We start from the raw sequence: 19527 nt of genomic DNA on the forward strand, positions 1-19527 counted from the left end.
CTAATTTAAATTATAAGTCAATTTTTCCAACATAATGTAACTGCGGATCGTGAGACATGTCATTAGGATTTGTTCCCAAAACATTAACTGGCACCGGCTCGTTTAGTTCCTTATAGTAAGCAGCCCAAAAGTCAGAAATTTGTTTTCGTCTGTCTCCAAAAAACATTGGTTGTTCACTAAATTTGACAAAGTCCTCAAAGGCTGTCACTACAAACTGTGAACAATAGAAGCTGTTCGTACCTGGCTGAAAAGAAAAGTTATAGGGTTTACCCAAATGCTTTTTAGCGTTAATAATAATTCGCTTCGTATTTTTAACATTTGTGCGGTAAACATCAGCACTTTTATTTTTCTCTAAAAAAAGCTGAAGCGATTGTAAACAAACGCCTGAATCAGCTGTTGCATGAATGACATTTTCTTCGTCGGCTAATATCGCAACATGAACAAAATTTCCCGTTGATTCTGCAATACCCTCATCCAGATCGCTATGTCCATTTTTTACAAAAAGTAAATCTGCTTGTTTTAATTTCATAATCATAGTCTAACACATTTGTTTACCAAAGCTTAATAACAAATAAACAGTACTGAATGAGTAGTATAACGACGCCAATGATTAACCACCCAGAAACTTTTGTTGGAAATAATCGGTGGTAGCTACGGCTTTCACCTTCTTCAAAGCCATGAGAGGTCATAGCCATCGCTAAATTATTTGACCATATTAATGCTTGACTAATGGCTTTAAAATAAAGTTTAGGCGACCAAAAACTCAAGACCTCACCTCGCATCAGCCCCACTGCCCGAATCGTTTTAACTGAATTTATAATTTTGGGAATAAAACTCAATGCACCCAGAATGCCATATACAAAGGTTGCGGACATTTTGACATTTTGTTCAAGAGAACGTAATAATTCGTACAAAACCATAGTCGACATAAATGCCGCACCCATGAATACATAAGCACCTACACGTGTGGTCATTACTAGTGCAAAATGTAATCGTTGTGATTCGTCTCCTGTACCAAAAAAATAAAATGAGGTGAATGATCCGACTGCCGGCAAAATTGATACAATCAATAATCGAGCAAAAGTTTTCAAATGGCTTTTAGTCACTATTAAAATCAAAATACTAACAACAATTAAAAACAGATTGAGATAAACTGATTTTGTGAACGCAATTTCTATCGAAATAAGCAATACTAATAGTAATTTTTGTGTTTCATTCATGAATTAACTACACTTTCATATTTCAAACCATTTTGATCAAAGCGAACATGATAATCAATATATTGAATAATGCCGTGTGTTTGGTGTGAAATCATGATAATACTTTGTTCAAGGTCATTTGACGACTGTTTAATGATTTGCATGACATGTTGAATAGAATTCGTATCCAATCCAGATAATGGCTCATCTAACAGCAAGGTGTCGGGTGCAATAATTAACATAATCAGTATTTGTAGCTTTTTTTGTTGGCCACCTGACAATTCGTAAACACTATGCTTTTCAAGACCTATTAAATTTAACTTTTGCATGCACTGGTCAACCTTCTCAGTTGTCCAATAATCAGCGCGATGGCTATGGGCTCTAGCCTGCTCAACTTCTTCAGAAACGGTAATGTTTAAAAATTGGTCAGCTGCATTTTGAAATACTAAACCAACTTTCCTAGCATATATTTTTTTACGAAGTTTATCGAGTAGCTTCCTTTGATACAACAACGAGCCCTCATAATCGTGTAATCTTGCAAAAGTAAGCAGTAAGCTTGATTTTCCAATACCATTGGGTCCAGTAATTAAGGTGATTTTATCTTTTGCCCACTCAAAACTGCTATTCTTCAATATGGATTGTTTACCGTTGTTTACCGTCACATGTGCCATGCTAAACACAGACTCATTAAATTCATCATTAGTAACAATACTATCATTTACATCTTGTTTAAAAAAAGGAGACCAAGCTGTAGAATCAATACATGCTATATGTCGATTTTCAATACGATATAAATCTGTTATCAGATTTTCGTATCCACTTGTGTCATGATCTGAAACTAAAATGCCATGCCCTTGATCAACTAATTTTTTTAACAATACTTGTAACTCATGTCGATGCTCTGGATCAACGGCCGCAAAAGGTTCATCCAATAAAATAATTTCTGCACCCATCGCTAATGTTTCAGCTAAAGCAACCTTTTGCAATTCTCCACCTGACAAGTATGAAAGTTCTCGGTGTCGCAGTGATTCAATTCCTACCTCTGATAAAGCAGAATTAATTCTCTTATCAATTTCCTCGGTAGTTAAAGATAAATTTTCTAATGAAAAAATCAATTCAGCTTCTACGCGATCCATGGCAAATTGTTGATCTGGATGCTGAAATAGCATGGCAACTTTTTTAGCGCGATGGTTCGCTTTGATTTGAGCAATTGACTGATGGTTCAAAGACACTTCCTGTGACAATTCGCCGCCATATTTAGGATATAACCCAGCTAAGGCAGTCATCAAAGTTGATTTACCACATCCAGATGAACCAACTAATAATATAAATTGTTCTGGTCTAATCTCCAGTGAAATATCTTCTAAGATAATTTCATCGTCAAATTTAATATCTAAATGATTGGCCTTTAATTCCGTCATACTTTTATTGACCTTATCGGTTTGTTTTTAATAATTTAGACTTCTCTAGCAAGTTGACAATCCAGTAAACTAATAGACCGGCAAAAAATGCAATTGAAATCCAGCGAACAATAAACAACCCAACTAGCATACCAAAATCAAATTGTAGATATCCATCGTGGAACAATGACCAGATGAATGTCACGCATGTTCCAGTAAATGTTGACAAAATCAAACCCATTTTCCAGCTTTTATATCCTGTCAAAGTAAAACCAAGCTCTGATCCGATACCTTGAATAAATCCAGAAATTAGTGTTGCAACACCCCAATAGCCGCCCAACAAGGCTTCTCCAGTGGCGCCAAGCAATTCACCTATTAATCCCGCACCAACACGTTTCAATAAATAACTAGCCAATGGGGCTGCCATCATCCATGGCCCAATAGTGATTGCAATGGTGTATTGGTGCAACCCAAGCGGAACTAAGACTGCATCAAGTGCTGTGTACACTGGATCCATAATAAAATAAATCACACCAAAGGCAATACCAATCAACGCCATTAAAATGACTTCTCGCAAAGACCATTTCCCTTTTGATCCCGCTGTTACTGTTTCTACTTGTTCCATAAACATCTCTCCTCTTGTTTCGAGGTTGTATGTTTCGATAAAATACCTTTTATAGTATAAGTGTCTATACAAAAAGCCACCAACCACAAAAGAATTTAGTGATTGATGGCATCAAAAAGACATCTTAATCTAACTTATTCTTCCTTCGCAGGTATTAACCTGACAGGTTCAATGGGTATTATCTCAACCTTACGGTACCCCAGATAAAATATTAACTTCGTGAATTAGTATAACCCATTCTAATTTTAAATGCAAAGAAATTTTCTAGCCCATTAGCTACACCATAAAACCATTTGCAATTTTAATTTTTCAATGCTATGCTAATCTCATTAAAAAAAATATATGCTGTCCACTAGGGGTGCCTTCTTGGCTGAGATGATATTACTTATCAATCCCTTCGAACCTGATCTAGTCAATACTAGCGTAGGAAAGTGGTATTCTTTTTACAAAAGATACTCTTTTTTGCCTAGTCAAGAGAGAGTTTTTTTGTTGGACATGTAAAGATTTTAGGAGAAATTATGTTTTCAGAAGAATTGCGCACCCAAGCTGCACCAATTATGACAGCCATTCATGATCACGCATTTGTTCGTGGCATTGCGGACGGTTACGTCCCCCGAGAAGCTTTGATTTTTTACGTTGAACAAGATTTCCAATATCTTAGTGAATTTATCAAAATTTATGCCAATGCCATTACAAAATTAACTGATCGTAATGAAATGAAATTTTTTGCTGATTCAATTGATTTCATTTTAAATAGCGAAATTCATCCCCATCATGTTTTTTGTGACGTTGCCGGCGTCGAATATGAAACATTGCAACACGCCACGCCAACACCTAAAGCATATCTATACGAATCACATATGTATCGTGCGGCTGACACCGGCTCCTTATTAAATATTCTAGCTGCTTTTCAGGCTTGCCCTTGGACCTATAATGAAATTGCAAAAAAACAAGTTCAGGAGAAAGCGAACACAAATGATAACCCATTCAAAAGCTGGATTGATTTTTATGATAATACAGATGATGATTCGGAAGTTTCACTATCTGACAAAATCTTTGAATGGATAGATCGCTTGGCAGAAAATGCAACAACTCAACAACGCCAACAGGCCACACAGTTTTTTCTTAAAAGTTGTGAATTAGAATGGCAGTTCTGGGAACAAGCCTACCACCAAGAAGACTGGCGCTTCAAAGATGTATTAAATCAGGCAAACACTTTGTAAGGCTATTGATGTAAAGAAGTGAAATTTAATAACACAAAAATGTTGCGTCGTTATTTAATGACGCAACATTTTTGTGTATCCGTGAATTTATTTGTTTGTAGCTTTCAAAAAAGCTAATTTTAATTCAGCATTGTCTTCTGGTGTACCTAACGCAATACGAATCCACTCAGGATTAAGTCGATCGTTGACTTGGAAACCTTGTTCTAATAATTTTTGACCAACTTTTTTCGTTTCGCCAACCTTTATCCAAATAAAATTAGCCTGTGATTCATAAAACTTAAACTTATTTTTAGTCAAAAAATCTTGGAACTTTTGGCGCTCTACTTGAAAACGTTGGACATTTTTCTGCAAGTACTCTTGATCTAATACAGCAGCCGTGCCACCAACAATCTGATAGGTTGATAAATTATACGGTAAACGAACTGCTTGCATCGCACTATAAAGGGGATCTTGCATAATGCCATATCCAACACGTAAATTAGCTAGACCGTATGCCTTTGATAAGGTACGTAGCACAACCAAGTTTGTGTACTCAGCTACCAAAGGTGCCACGGTAGCATCAGGTTCATCTACAAAATCATAGTAGGCTTCGTCCACTACTAACGTAATATTTGCTGGCAGCTTGTCCAAAAAGCGCTTAATGGAGCTGGTTGTTTCGAATACCCCTGTTGGATTGTTGGGGTTAGCTATCCATACCATAGCAGTTTTATCATCAATAGCATCTAAAATCGCATCAAAATCAACATGCCCGTTATCAACATTAACGGGTATTTTTTTTGTTGTAGACTGTTCGATTTGTGCATGCATCGCATATTCACCAAATGTCGGATTGGGAATAATAATATTTGATCCTGGTTCCAACACAACACGAGTCAACAGCTCAATCAATTCATCTGCGCCAGCACCAAACACCAAATGTTGTGGGTCAACATGATTTAACTTAGCTACCGCTTCACGTAGTTCTGTCGCTTGTCCATCTGGATAATAACCTAAAATATTATCGGAAACAGCACGTACAGCTTGAGCAACTTTGGGTGATGGACCATACACAGATTCATTGGCTGATAAGCGGGCTAAATGTTGCAATCCATACTTTGCTTTTACAGTTTCTACCGGTAATTCTGCTTGATAAGCTGCTAAAGCTTTAACTGTCTTTTTCATTTTTCTTATCTCCTCGCCAATCAGCGCGTTCATGCAATAATGATTTTTTTCCTAAGCGTGACCCTAATTCATCTTTAATATCATCTAAACTGACACCCTTTTCAACTAATAAGACCATTAAATGAAACAATAAATCTGAAGTTTCATAAATTAGCTCTTCATTATTATTTTTGGCGCCGAGAATTACTTCCGTGCTTTCTTCTCCCACTTTTTTTAGAATTTTATCTAATCCTTTTTGATATAGATAATCAGTATAGGATCCTGTTTGGGGATTTTGTTTGCGCTCAAGTGCTTGTTCATAAAGTTCTTCAATTGTTTGTTGTGGCATCATTTCTCCTTTTAGTGTGGCATTTACTCTTTTGGAAAATAACCATCAGTCCATTTATTTGCAATGGTTGCTTGATTAGCATCTGCTAAACCTTCACCTTTTATCGTGTTAAAAAAACATGAGTAAGCATTAGTATGACAGGCCGGCCCTGCAGGATTCACATGAATTAGCAGAGTATCTAAATCACAATCTAATGTCATGCTAACGACCTGTTGTATGTTACCCGAAGTCTCCCCTTTATGCCACAATTCTTGTCGTTCACGAGACCAAAACCAAGTTTGCCCAGTATTTTTGGTTAATGAATAACTTTCTTTGTTCATATAGCCTAGCATCAAAAATGCCTTTGTTTCCGCGTCGACAATGACAGCAGGGATCAAACCATTTTGACTTTGCTTGTTGAAATCCGGTTCAGTTCCAATCATATGCGTATCTCCACACCATCATCTTTCAGTGTTCGTTTCAAATTTGGTATTTTAATTTCACCAAAATGAAATACTGAAGCAGCTAGTGCTGCGTCAATTTTAGTTTTCTCAAATAAATTAACGAAATCTTGTGTTGAACCAGCACCACCCGAGGCTACTACTGGTACATTCACAGCATCTGCTAGTTGATCATAGAGTTGAATATCGTACCCTTTTTTTGTTCCATCGGCATCCATACTCGTTACTAGCAATTCGCCAGCCCCAAGAGCGACTAATTCAGAGGCCCATTCAATAGCATCAAGACTTGTAGGCTTAGATCCGCCAGAAACGTAGACCCGATAAATACCAGCCGACTCATCCCATTTAGCATCAATTGCGCCGACGATAGCTTGCGAGCCAAATATTTTAGCCCCGTCCGTAATTAGCGCTGGGTTCTTTACTGCTTCAGAGTTGACAAATATTTTATCAGCTCCCGCTTTAATTAAACGACCCATGTCTTCTGTCGTTCGAATACCGCCGCCAACAGTCAAGGGGATGAATACTTCCCTGGAAACAGCATCAACGACTGACATGATGGTATCTCGCTCTTCCAAAGTTGCTGTAATGTCTAAAAACACTAGTTCATCAGCGCCAGCAGCCTGATAGGCTTTCGCTGATTCAACGGGATCACCTACTTCACGTAAATTGACAAAATTAACCCCTTTAACTACTCTACCATTCTTAATGTCCAATGCTGGAACAATTCGTTTGGCTAAAGTCATCCATCCACCTCCTTTAATTGAGCTAGTGTCACATCTCCATCATAAAGTGCTCGGCCAACAATAATATCGTGAATACCGCTTGCTTGTAAATCTGTAACGTTTTTAATATTGGCAATACCCCCACTAGCTATAATATTGCTTTTAGGAAATTTATTTTGTAAACGTGATAATAGCTCAATGTTAGGACCTGATAGGGTCCCATCTCTGGCGATATCGGTGACAACAAAATTCGAAACACCTACTGATAACATAGCTTCAACAATATCATCAAAACTCGTATCAGAATTTTCAAGCCAACCTTGTGTGGCAACTTTTTCATCACGGCCGTCAACACCAACAACAATTTTATCGGAGCCATACTTTGCAACCGCTGTTCGCACAAGTTCCGGATGAGTCAAAGCTGCTGATCCAATAATCACACGATTAATGCCTATATTTAAGTATTGGTTAACCTGTTCAAGAGTCCGGATACCGCCACCAAGTTCAATAAACAAGTTTGTTTGTTCTCGCAAAGATTGAATAACATTTAGATTAACTGGTTTTCCTTCCTTGGCACCATCTAAATCAACCAGGTGTAAATGCTTTAAACCTGCGCTTTCAATTTGCTTTGCCTGTTTCAATGGATCTGGGTTAATTGTGGTTTCTTTTTCATAATCCCCTTGATAAAGGCGAACTGATTGACCATTTAATAAATCAATTGCTGGAAAAATCATACGTTTTCTACCATTTCCTTAAAGTTTTGCCAAATCTCTAATCCATCTTGTCCAGATTTTTCTGGATGAAATTGGGCACCAATCACATTTTTGTTAACCACAACACTTGGTACATCAACTTTTCCATAATTAACAGTTGCCGCAATATATTTTGAATCCGTTACCGCATAATAGCTATGTACAAAGTAAGTATATTTATCATTCATTGTTCGAGTGATTTGGTTGATTTGGCTCACTTTGTTCTGATTCCAGCCCATTTGCGGTACTTTATAATTCTCTTGTTTAGGTAATTCAACCACTTGCCCGGGAATTAGCCCAAGACCTGTCGTTTCACCAAATTCAGTTGATGAGTCAAAAAGTAACTGCATCCCTAAGCAAACACCCAACAATGGTTTACCGCTATTTGAAAACTGTTTTATTGGTTCAACCAAATTACGTTCTCGAAGTTTATCCATGGCTGAGGCAAAAGCGCCAACTCCTGGCACTACCAGGCCATCAGCGACAGCAATCTCGGCAGGATCTTGAGAAACTTTGGCATTTAATCCTGTATATTCAATTGCTTTCATGACATTTCTAATATTACCCGCGCCATAGTCTACGATAATAATCGCCATATATTTCTCCTTTGTATTATACGATTTAACTGCACAAAATCATCTAATATTTTAAATTCGCCCCTTGGTGGAATTAACCCCTTTAATTTCCGGATTGATAGTAACTGCTTGGCGCATTGCACGACCAACAGCTTTGAACATACTTTCAATTTTATGATGTGTATTTCGACCATATAGGACTTCAATATGAACATTGGCTCTTGCTTGATCAGCAAAACCTTGCCAAAAATCTTCGACAACCTCTGTCTCAAAAGTGCCCAATGTTGGTGTAGTAAGTTCGGCATGCAAAACTAGGTAGGAACGCCCTGATAAATCAATCACTGCGCGGGTTAGTGTTTCGTCCATAGGGACAAATTGGGCACCGTAACGTTCAATACCAACTTTATCACCCAAAGCTTGGGTAAATGCTTCTCCTAGCACAATACCAATATCTTCAGTCGTATGATGACTATCAACTTGTAAGTCACCCTTCACATCAACTTGTAAACCAAAGCGGCCATGTTTAGCAAACAAAGTTAACATATGATCGATATAACCAATGCCGGTGTCAACTTTAATCGGTGTTTGTTCATCAAGATCTAAAGTCAATTCAATTTGTGTTTCAAAAGTATCTCTCTTTATTGTTGCAGTTCTGGACATATTATTTTTCTCGACTTTCAATTGCTCGGGCGTGCGCTTCTAATCCTTCTTCACGTGCTAATACTGTGACGTCAGCCGAATCAGCCAATAATGCTTCAGCAGAATATTGTAAATACTGAATGCGCTTTTGGAAATCCCAAACACCTAGCGGTGAACTAAATCGTGCTGTACCACCTGTTGGCAAAATGTGGTTTGGACCGGCTAAATAATCACCAAGTGGTTCAGAAGCATACTTCCCTAAGAACACTGACCCAGCATTTTTAATTTTAGAAATATAATCATACGCATTTTCTAATTGTATTTCCAAGTGTTCCGGTGCTACAGCGTTCATCAGATCAATCATTAAATCAATCGTATCAACCAAATATATGAAACCATTGTTTTCAATTGCTTGACGCGCAATAACTTCACGAGGCAAGACTTTAAGCTGGTCTTCGACCTCCTTTGAAACTGCTGTTGCTAATTTTTCAGAATTAGTGATCAAAATTGCACGTGCATTAACGTCGTGTTCTGCTTGTGAGAGTAAGTCTGCTGCTATATCCTTTGCACTTGCTGAATCATCAGCTAAAATCCCGATTTCTGATGGTCCTGCGATCATATCAATATCTACTTGACCATATACGTCACGCTTAGCCGTCGCTACATAGGCATTACCCGGTCCAGTAATTTTATCTACCTGTGGAATAGATTCAGTTCCATATGCTAAAGCGGCAATTGCTTGAGCCCCTCCAACTTGATAAATGCGATCCACCCCTGCTATTTTAGCGGCAGCTAAGACAGCTTGGTTTAAACCATTTTTTTGCGGTGGTGTAACCATAATAATATTTTCAACACCAGCAATTTTAGCAGGAATAGCATTCATCAAAACAGACGAAGGATAAGCTGCAGTACCTCCGGGTACGTAAATGCCAACAGCTGATAGTGGTGTCACCTTTGTTCCACGAATCACACCATTACTGGGATTATCTTCAAAGGATTCACCAATCTCTAATTTGTGAAAGCTTCGAATGTTATCTGCAGCTTTTTCTAGTGCTTTAATGACGGCTGGATTAACCTGATTAAAGGCTTCTTCAATCTGACTATCGGTCACCTTTAAGTTATCTAAAGTGACACCATCAAATTTTTCTCCATATTCTTTCAAAGCTTCATCGCCGTTTGCGCGAACATTTTTAATAATATCAGTTACACGAGCCTCTACTTGCGGATCAACCGTCTTCTCTGTTTGCTGACGAATACGAGCTTTAATTGCTTCCAGTGATTCATTTTTAATAATATTCATTGTTCTTCTTCTTTCAAAATATTAACAAGGTTATTGATTACTTTCGTAAGCTCTAATTGAAAACGCAGTAAGGCGCCAGCACGAACGAGCATGTGGGTAGCTACTGGGCCAACCGCATCATAAACCTGCAGATGATTTTCGCGCAGTGTGTTTCCTGTTTGTGTGATATCAATGATAGCATCCGATAGACCAGTGAGTGGTCCAAGTTCAACAGAACCTTCTAACTTAATTAATTCGACATCTTCCCCACGATTACTAAAGTACTCGGTCGCAATTTTGGGATATTTCGTGGCAATTCGCTTTCGCGTTGGCGTATCAAGATTAAAACCTTCTGGCGCAGCGACAACGAATTCTGCTTTGCCTGTCTGCAAATTAAGCACATCGTAATGATTTTGTACCTGCTCAGCTATCGTGTCAGAGCCAACAATACCGACATCACCAATGCCACGATCAAGATATTTAACGACATCACTCGGTTTTACCAAAATAAAGCGATATTTTCCGTCAGCACTATCAAATATTAATTTACGTGCTGGATTTTCTAATAACGAAGTATCAATACCAGCCGCTTTCAATAATGGTCGTGCATCTTTTTCAACACGTCCCTTGCCAAGTACCATCACAATAGGTTCTTGTGGTTTCATTTCCTCAGGCTTACGTCGCCAGTCAGCTAAAATTGTTTCAATATTTAATCCCATACCAACCGCCGGTAATGATTTATTCTGGAAGTTTTCTAACAAACGATCATAACGACCGCCGCTAAATAAATAACGACCTAAACTTGGAACAAAACCACGTATAATTGTGCCCGTATAATATGGTTGCGGTGAAGCCGCTGCCAAATCAACCGTAACTGCAACTGCTGGATAATGTTTGTGCGTATATTCTGCTAATTTCAGCCAATCATTGATAATATCATTAACTGCCGGTATTTCTTGCAGTTGCCACATCACTGTTTCGCCATCTTCACCAAATGCTAAGGGCCAGCCAGCCAACCCTTCCGGGAAATCAGGAATAGTGGCCCGAAGTTCCTCAAAGACCGATACATTTTTTTGCTCAATAGCTTGCTTCATACGTTGTCGCAAGTCTTGATCTAATTGCAAATTTTCTAAAACCACATCAATAAAACGGGCATCACTCAAAACCACTTGTACATCCACAATCCCAAACTCTTGCGCAAATTTAAGCATCGTGTCTAGTGCTTGAATTTCCGCTTCAAAACTTTGATCACCAATCAGCTCAATGCCGGCCTGCGTTTCTTGATTGTAATCACCCGACAAGCTGTCGGTTCGCCTAAAGACATCCCCTATATAATAAAGTCTAGACATACTATTTTGTTGTCGATTGGCTGATAAAAAACGCGCAATCGGCAAGGTCAGATCTGGACGTAAAACTAAATTTTCTCCAACCTGATCAAACAAACGAAAAACATTCTTGTTTTGATATTTATCAAATGTACTCTCGCGCTCGATTAATGGTGTATTAATCGGTGTAAAATCAGCATCATTTAAGATTGTAGTTATCATCTGTGAAATTTTCTGTTTTTGTTGTAATTTTTCACCAAATTCGTCTCGCGAACCGGCCGCTAATACTTTATCGTTCATGTTCATCTCCTAGATGCCATATAATAAAAAGACGCCCTCACAAACTAATATTTTAGTTTGCAAGGACGTCTTCACGTGTTCCCACCTTGATTTCAATTTTACTTACGTAAAAAAGCTCAATAACCTACTAACGCAGGCTTATTCGGTATCGGGAATTTCCGGAATGGCTTTTTAACCATTCAGCTCGTTGGTGTGTTTTCATTAATTATGCTGGCGCTCATCTCAATGCGTTAGCTTGAGCACTTCCTGTACAACACGGTAATTAACTACTTTTTCAACTTCAGCTAAATTTATTATTAAGTTATTTTCATTTTACATCAATTATTATATATGTCAATACTTATTTTTATATAATAAAATATGCATTCTCATATCATTTTATCCTTCAATAACTATCTTGCCTCTTCCTGTATTCTTAGACTGATAAACTAGGTCGTCAGCAATATCAAAAGTCATCTTTAAATTAAACTTATAATTTTTTGAAAAACTTACACCAGCCGAGAAACTCATCAAGTGATTTTGATCTCCTAGAGGCAGTTTACTCAGCTCAAGTTGCATACTTTTTAAGAACTTTCCGATATCAGAAAAATTATTGGGATCAAACATCCAAACGAATTCCTCACCGCCATAGCGATAAATTCCTAAATCTTTTGAATTTAGTTTGTAGGCTAGGCGCTCTCTCAAAAATAAAGAAAATTCCTGTAAAACTTTATTTCCAGCTTCATGTCCGTAGGTATCATTAACATTTTTAAAATAATCCAGATCAATAACTGCAATACCAGTATTTGTCTGTTTGTCAGGACCTAACAAGATATCTTGTTCAAATTTTTTATAATTAAAAAAACCTGTTAATTTATCGAAAATAACTTCTTTCTGCAGTTGAATATTCTTATTTTGCAAATTAGTAACTTGAAAATACACTTTTCGAGTTATTAAAATCGTGATAATAGCTACAGTGGCACGAATTATCCAATTCATTGGTTGATTGAAGATACTATATATCACAACATGGGGAATGAAGGGAGCAAAAAAAAGACTAGTGGCCACAATAAATATTTCAGAAAGAATCATTGAGAGTGTTTGATTAGAAACATATTTATCAAATACTTTCATATAAAATATAGCCATTCCAGCTACTACTAGTGAAGCCAAAACATTAACAGTTGTTAAGTGACCATCCACAAATAGCATGTATAACATTCTTACAAAGGGTGTAATAATAACCAAAAGAATGGCTTGCTTTTTATCAACCAAGTAAAAAATTAAAAGTGCGAGTAAATATTCATGTGCTACAACACCAATAAAATGATAAGAAATTGACATTGATGTATAAAGCATAGCAACATATATTATTGGTTTTATCCATTGTTCATAACGACTACCGGAATTGCTATACATTAAAAATTGCATACTAATTAACGTAGAAATAGCTAAATTCATTATAACCAACATCAACAATAGATAACTAAACAAATAGGTTAACATTTTTGTGCCTCGATCATATCCTCTCTAGGTTTACCAAAAAACCAACCTTGCTGATAAATGATACCCATTTTTTGTAGTAATATTTGAGTATCAACATTTTCAACACCTTCGAAAACAAAGGCCAAATTATTTTTTTTGGCTAAATTATCCCATTCTTTCAAAAATGAAATACTAATTTGGCAAGAATCCTCTTTAAAATGTGGCCAAGCAAACTTAATACCATCAACTAAATTGACATTGTCCTGTACGTGTGACAAGGTATTCCGACCTGTACCAATATCATCAACAAAAATTCTATAGCCCATTTTTTTGATTTTTTTGACAGCATCCAGTAAATAATTGCTGCCATTAGTTGCATAGGATCTTTCTGTCAGTTCAACAATAATATTGGGTGCCCAAGTATGCATTCTTTCGAAGAATTCATGTGTTTGTGGTGATTTAAATTGTATTATTTCAAAATTAATTGAAAGTTTAGTACAAGGATTTTCTTGTAATATTTCCTTTAATTGTTTTTCAAAAAAAGAAAGCACAATTTGATTTCCTGATTGACTTTTGATTAAGTCGAAAAATATTTCTCCAGGAAATTGCCTTGTTTTCTTAGAACGTAATAATATTTCGTAAAACGCAATCTTATCTTTTTGTTTATCAGAAATTTTAACAACTGGCTGCATCACAAAATAAAAATCTTTAATAACTCCCAGTTGCTCGTGATGCTCAGTCATAGTTGCTCTCCACTATTTATCAAGTTTTTGTTTTTTCGTTTTATCATCAAAAATTCTATAGTTTTCTAACACACTTATGTCTACTAATCCCCTATTTTTTATCTACAATCAATTCTTTCATTTCATCATAATATAATCCTAGAGCGTTCACTTCGTGCGCATCGGAACCATAAACCAGCTCAATACCTATTTTTTTTGCTTGCTCAGCAATATCAAATGTAGGGTAACTTTCACCATTGTATGGCTTACTAAAACCAGCCGCATTAAAATCTAACTGATAATTTTTTTGCTTAATAATTGCTAACAATTCAGTAATCCGTTGCTTGACAGATTCGTCAAAATTTGGCAAATGCAATAGTTTTTGGTATTTTCGAATGAGCGTAATATGTCCAATTCGCACAGGCACTTTTAGCCCAGTATCAAAGTTTACACTTTGAATAACTGCGTCATAATAACGTTTAAATAATATTTGAGGATTACGACACTCGTCACTAAAATATGCTGACAATGTATCTGGCTCGTAATCAATAGGTGCAACATTCCCCTCATTGTTAGGTAAAAAATGCACAGATAAAACAATTTCATCAATCCAATTAGATTCTCTCTGTAAAAATGAACGTATGTCAGTTTCATATGCTTTTAGATAGTCTACTTCAAAACCAGATTTGATGTTTATTTTATCTTTAAACTTTTCTTTCACTCGCTCAACTTCAGATTTATAAAATGTTAACTCATCAATTGCCATAGCAGAATTATCACGTGCATCGTCAGGACCAACAAATTCTTCTAAAAATTGTTGTGGCAACGGTGCGTGCTCTGTAACAACATATTCCGTAAATCCCAAATCAATAGCTCGTTCAATATACATATCAAGCTGCTCTGTGCTGCCGTGATGAGAAAACTGTGTATGAGTATGTCCGTCTTTTTTTATCATTATAATCACCTTATTTTCTACTATAACAAAAAAACACACGCCAAGTGTGTTAAACGTTTTCTAATATTGTTTTTAAGACGCCATCATGCTGATTATCGGCTACAGAAATATCGAAATCATGTTTAAATAATTCCGGGTCACTATTAGTCATCGCAACCGGATGCCCGACATATTCCAACATCTCCATGTCATTCAATCCATCGCCAAATGCCATAATATCTTTCGCATCAACATGCAATGCATCAGCAATATACTTTAGTGCATTGGCTTTGTTTACATCAGCATTAACAATATCAATCGCACCGTACCCCGAAGTAGTGACATGGACAACTTTACCTAAAATGGATTTGAGATCATTCATATAAGCTACTTCATTATGAGATAAAACAATTGTTGACTTCAAAAGCGGTTCGACTACATCTTCAATGCTGTCAACTAATGTTAAGTTTTCAAAATATTCTGAGGAAATTTTGAAGGTGTCACCAATTGCTGCCTGTGATTTTAACATGTATGTAGTTGATTGTCCATTAAACGCCAATCCCACCGCAACATCATCGAGATATTTTTCAGTTACAGAAAAAATAGTTTTCAATGCTTCCTTGGGCAAAAATTTGACATTTTGCACTTCACCATCTAACATCACCTCAGCACCATTATTGGCGATGATTTGATACTCACCTTCAAAGTTTTTGAAGTACTCTAAAACTTTTTGCAAATGATTACCAGTCGCTACAATGAACTGCATGTTTTGTGCTTTCATTTTTTGCAACACTTCTCGAAAGAGTGCTTCATTAATTGTTTTATCATCTCGTAAAAAAGTTGCGTCTAGATCTGATGCTATAAGTTTAAGTGTCATTATCGATTCCTTTATACATAAACGGTCTAATACGAACAAACATTAGATATATTGAAAATAAAAGTATATTATCGTTGAACCCACCACCACAATAATTTTATGAGTCCGAAGACAAAAACGCCTGCCACCAGTGGCCAAAAAACAGCAAAGAAAACTGATACAAATGAAAAATGAGAAATATTAAGTAAATTTGATCCAAGTAACACGACAAATACAAAAACTGGTAAAATACGTTCCATACTTTTCATTACTTACGTCCACGTTTCTTTTTAGCCTTTTGCAGCCGACGTGCAGCTTGTTTTACAGCAAAGTTTTGCATTTTCTGTCCTAAGTTTCCTTTGGGCATTCCACCATTCATGCCACCCATCATTGAGGACATATCCATGCCAGAACCACTCATCATTTTATCAATGCCACCAAAGTTTCCATTAGTTGCTTGATTCATCATTTTACGCATTTGATCAAATTGCTTGATCATACGATTAACCTCAACAATTGGCCGACCAGCCCCAGCCGCCAAACGACGACGACGAGAAGGGTTGATTAAATCAGGATTTTCTCGTTCTTCAGGTGTCATTGAGCTAACTATTGCTTCTAAATGAGCGAATTGTTTAGCATCAAGATTAACATTAGCTAAAGCTGGATTATTTGCCATTCCCGGAATCATCTTTAACAAATCTTCCATTGGCCCCATGCTCTGTACTTGTTTTAATTGTGCAACAAAGTCATTAAAGTCAAAGGTATTTTGACGCATTTTTTCGAGCTGTTTAGTTTGCTCTTCTTCGTCAAAATCACGTTGTGCTTTTTCAATCAACGTTAAGACATCGCCCATGCCCAAAATACGCGAAGCCATACGATCAGGATAGAACACATCTAAATCAGTAGGCTTTTCACCTTGACCAACAAATTTAATTGGTTTTCCAGTGACATCTCGAATGGACAATGCCGCACCGCCACGCGTATCACCATCTAACTTTGTTAAAACAACACCCGTTAAATCAAGTGAAGCAGAGAAACCTTTGGCCGTTTCCGCCGCGTTCTGCCCAGTCATGGCATCAACTGTCAATAATATTTCATCAGGATCAGCAATTTCTGCAATATCTTTTAATTCTTGCATCAATTCTTCATCAATTTGAAGACGTCCAGCTGTATCGATGAATACATAATCATTTTTATTCTCAGCAGCCTTCTCTAATCCAGCTCGAACAATATCACGTGGGTTGACATCTGTGCCCATTGCAAAAACTGGAATATCTAAGTCACGACCAAGTATTTCTAATTGATCAATCGCAGCAGGACGATAAATATCTGCAGCGATTAATAATGGTCGGGCATTATTTTCATTTTTGAGTTTGTAGGCCAGTTTGGCAACAGTTGTAGTTTTACCAGCACCTTGCAAACCAGCCATCATAATGATTGTTGGTATTTTTGGTGACTTATTTAACGGCACCGCTTCTTCACCCATTGTTGCAGTCAATTCATCGTTGACAATCTTAACAATTTGTTGTGCTGGATTCAAACCCTCCATGATATCAGTGCCACTTGCTTTTTCGCGCACATTGGCCACAAATTTTTTCACTGTGTCATAATTAACATCGGCCTCTAATAAGGCCAACCGGATTTCCCGCATTGTTGCGCGCAAATCCTCTTCACTAACACGGCCACGTCCTGTCAGATTTTTAATTGCCTTTGATAGGCGTTCTGTTAGATTTTCAAATGCCATAGGTTATTAAACTGTACACACTATTTTGTGCACATTTCCCTTCTAGTTATCAATTTCCGTCGTTAAAAGCTTCTGTACCAATAATTTTAACACATTATCATCTGGATAATGTGTCTCGATATATTGTTCAACATCCTTTTCTAATGCCTGTCGCTTTGCAAAATCGACTTGCAAATGAAGGATGTTTTCGTATTTTTCAAGTTGTTCAATAGCTCGATTGATATTATCTGATACTGCTTGGCGACTAACAATCTCCGCTTCAGCGATTTCAACAATAGAGTAATCATCTTCAAAATAGTAACGTAAATAAGCTTGTTGCTTATCCGTCAACAATTTTTCATAGAAACCAAATAGTTCGTTGATATGAGTCTTCTTTGCTAAATTCATGATTCAACCAATTCCTTGAATAGCCCATAAACGAATTCTTCAGGCTTGAATTCACGCAAGTCACTAGCTTTTTCACCAAAACCAATCCATTTAACCGGTAAGTGCATTTCATTACGAATGGCAAAAACAATACCGCCCTTAGCTGTACCATCCATTTTTGTCAACACAATACCACTGACATCGGATGAATTTTTGAACAATTTTGCCTGTTGCAATGCATTCTGACCGGTTGTTGCATCAAGAACCAACAAAACTTCGTGCGGTGCTTCAGGAATTTCACGCTGAATAATGCGTTTCATTTTTTCTAGTTCTTGCATTAAATTAACATTATTTTGCAATCGACCTGCCGTGTCAACAAATAAAACATCATAATTTTCATCGCGAGCTTTTTCAACTGCTGCAAAGACAACAGAAGCAGGATCCGCTTTTTCTTTACCAGCAACAACGGGTACATGCGCACGTTCACCCCATTCTTGCAATTGTTTGGTAGCACCAGCACGAAATGTGTCCGCTGCGGCTAACAAAACAGACTTACCTGCTTTTTGATACTTGCTTGCCAATTTACCAATCGTTGTTGTTTTACCAACACCATTCACTCCCACAAATAGAATAACTGTTGTTTGTCCTTTGGGTGCAAAATTCATTGTGGCATCTTCATTTATACCATCAGCCTCATACAAATCAACCATTTTTTTAATGATGACATCGCGAACGTCTTCTTTACGCTTCGCATTTTTTAATTTCACTTCTTCTCGAAGTTCGTCACTAATCTTTATAGCCATATCAAAGCCAACATCCGCACCAACTAAAGTTTCTTCCAAGTCTTCGAAGAAATTTTCATCCACCGAACGGAAATTAGCCAAAAATCGGTTAAATCTATCTGCAAAGCCAGTACGTGACTTTTTCAATCCTGCATCGTAAATTTGTTGCTCAGTTGTTTCTGTTTCTGTTTCTGTTTCTGTTTCTGTTTCTGTTTCTGTTTCTGTTTCTGTTTCTGTTTCTGTTTCTGTTTCTGTTTCTGTTTCTGTTTCTGTTTCTGTTTCTGTTTCTGTTTCTGTTTCTGTTTCTGTTTCTGTTTCTGTTTCTGTTTCTGTTTCTGTTTCTGTTTCTGTTTCTGTTTCTGTTTCTGTTTCTGTTTCTGTTAATTGTGGGGTACTGATTTTTTGTTTGTCAAGCGCCTCTTGCCAAATCTTGGCTTCATCTTCGTTAACTAAACCAACTTGTTCCATCATCGGTTGCGTCACGGCTGACGTATTTTCAGATACAGCAGTACTTTGCTCATCCTCAGAAGCATCACTATTAGATTCAGATTCACTCAAAATTTCAGTGGATTCTGACGCAGACTCCTGCTCAACCGTTTCATTTTTCTTTTTACGAAAAATATCAAATAATCCCATTTATTTTTCTCCTAATCCAAGTAATACACGCTTCTGAGCATATAGCTGTTTCTTA

At 37.0% G+C, this 19527-nt stretch carries 22 protein-coding genes and 2 riboswitches; of the genes, 1 reads left to right on the top strand and 21 read right to left on the bottom strand.

Features of this window, described 5'->3' with window-relative positions; all coding sequences use genetic code 11:
• Positions 1-10: 10 nt before the first annotated feature.
• The 4 genes from RHP56_RS07425 to RHP56_RS07440 are packed head-to-tail and all read right to left on the bottom strand — an operon-like array spanning position 11 to position 3224.
• A complete protein-coding gene (locus tag RHP56_RS07425) occupies positions 11-535 on the bottom strand; it encodes a YiiX/YebB-like N1pC/P60 family cysteine hydrolase (protein WP_102753358.1) in 525 nt (174 codons plus the stop codon).
• 16 nt (positions 536-551) lie between these two features.
• Complete coding sequence (locus RHP56_RS07430; protein ID WP_102753359.1) at positions 552-1220, bottom strand: energy-coupling factor transporter transmembrane component T family protein; 669 nt, start codon at positions 1218-1220, stop codon at positions 552-554.
• Positions 1217-2620, bottom strand: a complete 1404-nt coding sequence (locus RHP56_RS07435; RefSeq protein ID WP_102753360.1) for an ATP-binding cassette domain-containing protein — start codon at positions 2618-2620, stop codon at positions 1217-1219. The genes RHP56_RS07430 and RHP56_RS07435 overlap by 4 nt, the downstream gene beginning before the upstream one ends.
• Positions 2621-2633: 13 nt before the next feature.
• The gene (locus RHP56_RS07440; RefSeq protein ID WP_025268349.1) at positions 2634-3224 is read right to left on the bottom strand and encodes an ECF transporter S component; all 591 of its coding nucleotides are present in this window, start codon (positions 3222-3224) and stop codon (positions 2634-2636) included.
• Positions 3225-3346: 122 nt separating this feature from the next.
• A riboswitch (TPP riboswitch) is annotated at positions 3347-3436 on the bottom strand.
• Positions 3437-3568: 132 nt separating this feature from the next.
• Positions 3569-3671, top strand: a riboswitch (TPP riboswitch).
• Positions 3672-3742: 71 nt separating this feature from the next.
• On the opposite strand from RHP56_RS07440, the gene tenA reads away from it, so the two are divergent.
• A complete protein-coding gene (gene tenA, locus RHP56_RS07445; protein ID WP_025268350.1) occupies positions 3743-4447 on the top strand; it encodes a thiaminase II in 705 nt (234 codons plus the stop codon).
• An 87-nt stretch (positions 4448-4534) separates the two neighbouring features.
• Here the strand turns inward: tenA and hisC are convergent, their stop codons facing one another.
• From hisC to ftsY, 17 genes are all read right to left on the bottom strand, one after another.
• The gene (gene hisC / locus RHP56_RS07450) at positions 4535-5608 is read right to left on the bottom strand and encodes a histidinol-phosphate transaminase (RefSeq protein ID WP_102753361.1); all 1074 of its coding nucleotides are present in this window, start codon (positions 5606-5608) and stop codon (positions 4535-4537) included.
• Positions 5592-5936, bottom strand: a complete 345-nt coding sequence (hisE, locus tag RHP56_RS07455) for a phosphoribosyl-ATP diphosphatase (RefSeq protein WP_011680214.1) — start codon at positions 5934-5936, stop codon at positions 5592-5594. The genes hisC and hisE overlap by 17 nt, the downstream gene beginning before the upstream one ends.
• Positions 5937-5959: 23 nt before the next feature.
• On the bottom strand, positions 5960-6358 hold the full coding sequence (gene hisI / locus RHP56_RS07460) for a phosphoribosyl-AMP cyclohydrolase (protein WP_102753362.1): 399 nt from the start codon (positions 6356-6358) through the stop codon (positions 5960-5962).
• Positions 6355-7119 carry an imidazole glycerol phosphate synthase subunit HisF gene (gene hisF / locus RHP56_RS07465; RefSeq protein WP_014325021.1) on the bottom strand — a complete coding sequence of 255 codons (765 nt, stop codon included), beginning with the start codon at positions 7117-7119 and terminating at the stop codon, positions 6355-6357. The genes hisI and hisF overlap by 4 nt, the downstream gene beginning before the upstream one ends.
• Positions 7116-7832 carry a 1-(5-phosphoribosyl)-5-[(5-phosphoribosylamino)methylideneamino]imidazole-4-carboxamide isomerase gene (gene hisA, locus RHP56_RS07470; protein WP_011680216.1) on the bottom strand — a complete coding sequence of 239 codons (717 nt, stop codon included), beginning with the start codon at positions 7830-7832 and terminating at the stop codon, positions 7116-7118. Before hisA ends, hisF begins: the two co-directional genes overlap by 4 nt.
• Positions 7829-8446, bottom strand: a complete 618-nt coding sequence (gene hisH / locus RHP56_RS07475) for an imidazole glycerol phosphate synthase subunit HisH (RefSeq protein WP_102753364.1) — start codon at positions 8444-8446, stop codon at positions 7829-7831. The genes hisA and hisH overlap by 4 nt, the downstream gene beginning before the upstream one ends.
• Before the next feature lie 51 nt (positions 8447-8497).
• Positions 8498-9085: an imidazoleglycerol-phosphate dehydratase HisB gene (gene hisB, locus RHP56_RS07480; protein ID WP_014325024.1), complete on the bottom strand. Its 588-nt coding sequence runs from the start codon at positions 9083-9085 to the stop codon at positions 8498-8500.
• A 1-nt stretch (position 9086) separates the two neighbouring features.
• Positions 9087-10364 carry a histidinol dehydrogenase gene (hisD, locus tag RHP56_RS07485; protein ID WP_102753365.1) on the bottom strand — a complete coding sequence of 426 codons (1278 nt, stop codon included), beginning with the start codon at positions 10362-10364 and terminating at the stop codon, positions 9087-9089.
• Positions 10361-11968: an ATP phosphoribosyltransferase gene (hisG, locus tag RHP56_RS07490; RefSeq protein WP_025268354.1), complete on the bottom strand. Its 1608-nt coding sequence runs from the start codon at positions 11966-11968 to the stop codon at positions 10361-10363. Before hisG ends, hisD begins: the two co-directional genes overlap by 4 nt.
• 378 nt (positions 11969-12346) lie before the next feature.
• Positions 12347-13453 carry a GGDEF domain-containing protein gene (locus RHP56_RS07495; protein ID WP_480171605.1) on the bottom strand — a complete coding sequence of 369 codons (1107 nt, stop codon included), beginning with the start codon at positions 13451-13453 and terminating at the stop codon, positions 12347-12349.
• Positions 13447-14175: an EAL domain-containing protein gene (locus RHP56_RS07500; protein WP_025268356.1), complete on the bottom strand. Its 729-nt coding sequence runs from the start codon at positions 14173-14175 to the stop codon at positions 13447-13449. Before RHP56_RS07500 ends, RHP56_RS07495 begins: the two co-directional genes overlap by 7 nt.
• A gap of 91 nt (positions 14176-14266) precedes the next feature.
• Complete coding sequence (gene hisJ / locus RHP56_RS07505; RefSeq protein ID WP_025268359.1) at positions 14267-15109, bottom strand: histidinol-phosphatase HisJ; 843 nt, start codon at positions 15107-15109, stop codon at positions 14267-14269.
• Positions 15110-15158: 49 nt separating this feature from the next.
• On the bottom strand, positions 15159-15965 hold the full coding sequence (locus tag RHP56_RS07510) for an HAD family hydrolase (protein ID WP_102753367.1): 807 nt from the start codon (positions 15963-15965) through the stop codon (positions 15159-15161).
• A gap of 68 nt (positions 15966-16033) precedes the next feature.
• The gene (locus tag RHP56_RS07515) at positions 16034-16213 is read right to left on the bottom strand and encodes a hypothetical protein (protein WP_010292272.1); all 180 of its coding nucleotides are present in this window, start codon (positions 16211-16213) and stop codon (positions 16034-16036) included.
• Positions 16213-17688 (bottom strand): signal recognition particle protein, encoded by a 1476-nt coding sequence (ffh, locus tag RHP56_RS07520; RefSeq protein ID WP_102753368.1) that lies wholly within the window; start codon positions 17686-17688, stop codon positions 16213-16215. Before ffh ends, RHP56_RS07515 begins: the two co-directional genes overlap by 1 nt.
• Positions 17689-17730: 42 nt before the next feature.
• Entirely contained in the window at positions 17731-18075 is a 345-nt protein-coding gene (ylxM, locus tag RHP56_RS07525; RefSeq protein WP_014325033.1) for a YlxM family DNA-binding protein, read from the bottom strand.
• The gene (gene ftsY / locus RHP56_RS07530; protein WP_281446833.1) at positions 18072-19472 is read right to left on the bottom strand and encodes a signal recognition particle-docking protein FtsY; all 1401 of its coding nucleotides are present in this window, start codon (positions 19470-19472) and stop codon (positions 18072-18074) included. Before ftsY ends, ylxM begins: the two co-directional genes overlap by 4 nt.
• Positions 19473-19527: the final 55 nt, after the last annotated feature.

Source organism: Leuconostoc sp. C5, assembly GCF_056530425.1.

What these genes read in the sequence shown, in the direction of transcription:
- hisE (WP_011680214.1), bottom strand. Translation starts at nt 5,936, where the DNA reads ATGCCACAACAAACAATTGAAGAACTTTATGAACAAGCACTTGAGCGC.
- ylxM (WP_014325033.1), bottom strand. Translation starts at nt 18,075, where the DNA reads ATGAATTTAGCAAAGAAGACTCATATCAACGAACTATTTGGTTTCTAT.
- hisF (WP_014325021.1), bottom strand. Translation starts at nt 7,119, where the DNA reads ATGACTTTAGCCAAACGAATTGTTCCAGCATTGGACATTAAGAATGGT.
- hisJ (WP_025268359.1), bottom strand. Translation starts at nt 15,109, where the DNA reads ATGATAAAAAAAGACGGACATACTCATACACAGTTTTCTCATCACGGC.
- hisA (WP_011680216.1), bottom strand. Translation starts at nt 7,832, where the DNA reads ATGATTTTTCCAGCAATTGATTTATTAAATGGTCAATCAGTTCGCCTT.
- hisI (WP_102753362.1), bottom strand. Translation starts at nt 6,358, where the DNA reads ATGATTGGAACTGAACCGGATTTCAACAAGCAAAGTCAAAATGGTTTG.
- RHP56_RS07515 (WP_010292272.1), bottom strand. Translation starts at nt 16,213, where the DNA reads ATGAAAAGTATGGAACGTATTTTACCAGTTTTTGTATTTGTCGTGTTA.
- RHP56_RS07510 (WP_102753367.1), bottom strand. Translation starts at nt 15,965, where the DNA reads ATGACACTTAAACTTATAGCATCAGATCTAGACGCAACTTTTTTACGA.
- RHP56_RS07425 (WP_102753358.1), bottom strand. Translation starts at nt 535, where the DNA reads ATGATTATGAAATTAAAACAAGCAGATTTACTTTTTGTAAAAAATGGA.
- tenA (WP_025268350.1), top strand. Translation starts at nt 3,743, where the DNA reads ATGTTTTCAGAAGAATTGCGCACCCAAGCTGCACCAATTATGACAGCC.
- hisB (WP_014325024.1), bottom strand. Translation starts at nt 9,085, where the DNA reads ATGTCCAGAACTGCAACAATAAAGAGAGATACTTTTGAAACACAAATT.
- RHP56_RS07440 (WP_025268349.1), bottom strand. Translation starts at nt 3,224, where the DNA reads ATGGAACAAGTAGAAACAGTAACAGCGGGATCAAAAGGGAAATGGTCT.
- hisD (WP_102753365.1), bottom strand. Translation starts at nt 10,364, where the DNA reads ATGAATATTATTAAAAATGAATCACTGGAAGCAATTAAAGCTCGTATT.
- hisH (WP_102753364.1), bottom strand. Translation starts at nt 8,446, where the DNA reads ATGGCGATTATTATCGTAGACTATGGCGCGGGTAATATTAGAAATGTC.
- ffh (WP_102753368.1), bottom strand. Translation starts at nt 17,688, where the DNA reads ATGGCATTTGAAAATCTAACAGAACGCCTATCAAAGGCAATTAAAAAT.
- hisC (WP_102753361.1), bottom strand. Translation starts at nt 5,608, where the DNA reads ATGAAAAAGACAGTTAAAGCTTTAGCAGCTTATCAAGCAGAATTACCG.
- RHP56_RS07430 (WP_102753359.1), bottom strand. Translation starts at nt 1,220, where the DNA reads ATGAATGAAACACAAAAATTACTATTAGTATTGCTTATTTCGATAGAA.
- RHP56_RS07500 (WP_025268356.1), bottom strand. Translation starts at nt 14,175, where the DNA reads ATGACTGAGCATCACGAGCAACTGGGAGTTATTAAAGATTTTTATTTT.
- RHP56_RS07495 (WP_480171605.1), bottom strand. Translation starts at nt 13,453, where the DNA reads ATGTTAACCTATTTGTTTAGTTATCTATTGTTGATGTTGGTTATAATG.
- hisG (WP_025268354.1), bottom strand. Translation starts at nt 11,968, where the DNA reads ATGAACGATAAAGTATTAGCGGCCGGTTCGCGAGACGAATTTGGTGAA.
- ftsY (WP_281446833.1), bottom strand. Translation starts at nt 19,472, where the DNA reads ATGGGATTATTTGATATTTTTCGTAAAAAGAAAAATGAAACGGTTGAG.
- RHP56_RS07435 (WP_102753360.1), bottom strand. Translation starts at nt 2,620, where the DNA reads ATGACGGAATTAAAGGCCAATCATTTAGATATTAAATTTGACGATGAA.